Annotated in this window: 1 protein-coding gene; it reads right to left on the bottom strand. The window is 50.5% G+C overall.

Translation table 11 applies throughout. From position 1 onward, the window contains the following. Positions 1-3,393, bottom strand: a 3,393-nt coding sequence (locus tag PX481_RS05875) for a S8 family serine peptidase (RefSeq protein WP_288093967.1), incomplete at both ends; no start/stop codon positions are given.

The following is a 3,393-nucleotide window of genomic DNA, read 5'->3' as shown; positions in this document are numbered from 1 at the left end:
CGGGGGCGGTAATTTTGCTGATGATCGTTTCACTGGGATCTACCACACTATCGTCGATGGTGGGCAGAGTGATGGTGGCTTTGTCCGCACCTGCCGCAAAGGTGGCTTGGCCTAAACTGGGATCATTGTAGTCGCTGCCGAGGGTAGCAGTACCCGCCAGGGTGTAGTTGACGGTTAAGGCACTGGAGAGGTCGCCGGTACGGGTGAGGGTAAAGACACTGCTTACTGAACCGGCTTCGTTACCATCGGTGGTTTTGGCGATTGAGATTGATTTTGTCGCGGTACCCGTATTCAGAATTAACTGCACATCTCCTACAAAACCTTCTGAAAAACCAAAGACGTACTCGCTGTTGTCAATCGTATCCAGAGTTGTCAATAAACCACCGAGGGCAAAGGCTTGACCACTTTTGGCTGTCAAGGCACTGATGGCGGCGGCGTTGAGGTCAATGGTACGAAACTGGTTATCGTCTCCATTGGTGTAGGTTCGGCTGCCATAAATAGCACCATCTCCTAAGTCAGCATAAATCGCCGTTTTACCGCTTCCCCCCGCCGTTAAGGTGGGTACCGCCGTCGTGACATCCCGTAACTCATAGGTTTCACTTGGTTGCGGACTATTGTAGTCATAGGTGTTCACCTTCAGTTGAGCGCTGATAATCGGGGCGGTCAACGTCGGCAGATTGAAAGTAAACCAGTTGCGGTGAAGTAAACTCAAATCTCCCACAAAATAATTAGTATTACCAGGATCGTGGTATCCTGTGACATCGTACCATCCCGTATCTGCCGCATCCAGGGTGATTGTGTTCAGAGGCGGCTCATCGTCAGCAATGCTTACAGTTGCACTGGCAGCTAGGTTGCCATTACCTTGACTTGCTGTAGCGGAGCCAGACTTATTGCCTAAACTGCCGGGGGTATAACTAGAGCCGGCTAAGACGGTGAGGGTGGCGGTTTCCGTGCCTTCTACGAGGGTGTCGTCAATGACATTGAGGTCAACCGTTGCGGTGGAAAAACCCGATTTAAAAGTTACCGTGGCTGGAATGGCAGTGTAATCCTTGCCATTGGTTGCCGTGCCGCTCATGGCGATATTCACCGTCAAGTCGCTGGTGGTGTCACCGGTGCGAGTGAGGGTATATTGACCATTGTTGGCGGGTTCACCAGCCACGGCATCGTTGGCTACTACTGTGATTACAGGTAAGGTAACACCGCCATCACCATAGATTTTGACATCATCAAGGTTCCACGAACTTACTGTAAATACACCAGAGCCACCAACATTGAACCCGAAACGAATTTGAGTTGAGGCACTCTTGTAGGCACTAATATCAAATTGTTGAGGGGTCCAAGCGTTATCTTGGACTCCTGGAGCCTCGTCGAAATTGCTAGGCAAAAGATTGACCCAGCTAGAACCGTTGAATATCTCAACTTTGTTCTGCATATAGGGAGTGTAGTCACTATTGAGCCAACGGGCAAATTCAAAGAACAACTGATTGGCCGTGCTGGTGTTGATAACCGGACTGGTTAAATAATAGAAGTCGTGCAAGGCTGTAGAGGCATTTCCACCAATAACAACCCCAGCTACACCATTATCGGCTGTGGGAGTATTGTCCGTTCCGGGATCAGGGTTCCCATATACGTGACCTGTAGAAGCTGTGGCAGCACCGATTTGCCATTCTGTACCCAGAGTCCAACCCTTGCTGTTATTGGCAAAATCATCCCAGAAGTAGGTGGTAAATCCTTCCTCAGAAATAATAGTTCCCGTTGCTGTATTAGGAGAACCACCAATGTAGCCCGTCCCAGAATTGACGGTTAAAATAACTGATTCGCTGTTTTCCTGTACGGTGTCAGCAATGGGATCAACCACGACCGTTGCCGTTGTCGCACCGGCGGCAAAAGTGACGGTTCCCAATTTCGTCGTCGGGTCGAAGATGACACCACTACCTGTTAATACGTTGTAATCGGCTGGGTAGCTTCCCACCGGGGCGGCGTTGGCTATGCCACTCGCCCCGAAGTTAACGGTCAGGGGAGAACTCAGGTTTAAGTTAGTGCGAGTAAAGGTGTAAACTAAGTTAGTCGTACCGTCTTCCTGCACACTGGCCGGGCTGACACTGACGGTTACGGAAGGTAAGTTAGCCCCCGCCAAGGCGTTAAACACATTGAGCCGCTTACCAGAAACCGTTTTACCGGCTAGAGCCGCAATCGGCTCTCCCGTGTTCATTAAGGCGTTTTTCACCTGTTGTGCCGTCCAGGTAGGATTTTGTGACCACAACAAAGCCGCCGCCCCTGCCACATGGGGACTGGCCATGGATGTCCCTGAAAGGGTCGCGTATCCACCACCAGGAGCTAGACTGTAAATCTCTGAACCAGGCGCACCCAAATCTACGCTGGTTAAGCCATAGTTAGAAAAAGAAGAGAGAGCATCGGTGCGGGTGGTGGAAGCAACAGAAATAATATTAGCTAGGTTGTAGCTGGCAGGATAGGAGGGGCTTGTGTCAGTGTTTTTTGCATCATTACCAGCCGCCGCAATAAATAAAGCTCCCGCCTGACCCGCAGCGTTAATCGCATCGTAGAGCGCTTGACTATAGCCTCCACCTCCCCAGGAGTTATTGGTGAGCTTAACTCCTTTGGCCGTCGCATAGTTAATTGCCAAAATAGCATTGGAGGTAGAGCCTGATCCTTGATCATTCAAAAACTTCAGGGGCATGATTTTGGCATTCCAGGCCACCCCCGTCACACCGACCCCATTATTTCCTTTGCCAGCAATGGTTCCCGAAACATGGGTTCCGTGACCATCAACATCACTGGGGTTATTGTCGTTGTAGGCAAAGTCCCAACCGCGAATGTCATCAATGTAGCCATTGCCATCGTTGTCAATGCCATCTCCAGCAATTTCCCCCGGGTTTGTCCAGATGTTGCCAACTAGGTCTTGGTGATTGTAGTCAACCCCCGTATCAATAACCCCAATCACTAAATTAGGATTGCCGGTTTGAATATCCCAGGCTTCCGGGGCATCAATATCGGCATCGGGAGTACCGGCACTTTGTCCGGTGTTATGCAATCCCCAAAGTTGATTAAAACTGGGGTCATTGGGGAACGTGGCCTGGGGAGTAAATGCACCCACCGTCCGAATATAGTCGGGTTCAATGTATTCAAAAATCGGATGGGAGCGATATTGTTTTAGAATCTTCTCCACAGAGAGCGACCCGGATAACTTCCAAATCTCTGCCCCTGTTAGTTTAATCGTCTGGGTGCTGACAGCACCAAAGAGGGACTGAAACTGAGCAACTTCGGCGCTGGTGATCCCTTGCTTGAACTTGAGAATCAGTTGATTGGGAGCATAAGGGGCAAGGGTGCTAGTTGCTGCCGGTTCTAGCTCTGAGGTGACGGGGGCAGCAGTGG

This window comes from Microcystis sp. M53603_WE2 (assembly GCF_030065435.1).
Note: the sequence above shows the minus strand (reverse complement) of the source record. Positions and strands in the feature narration are given on the sequence as shown.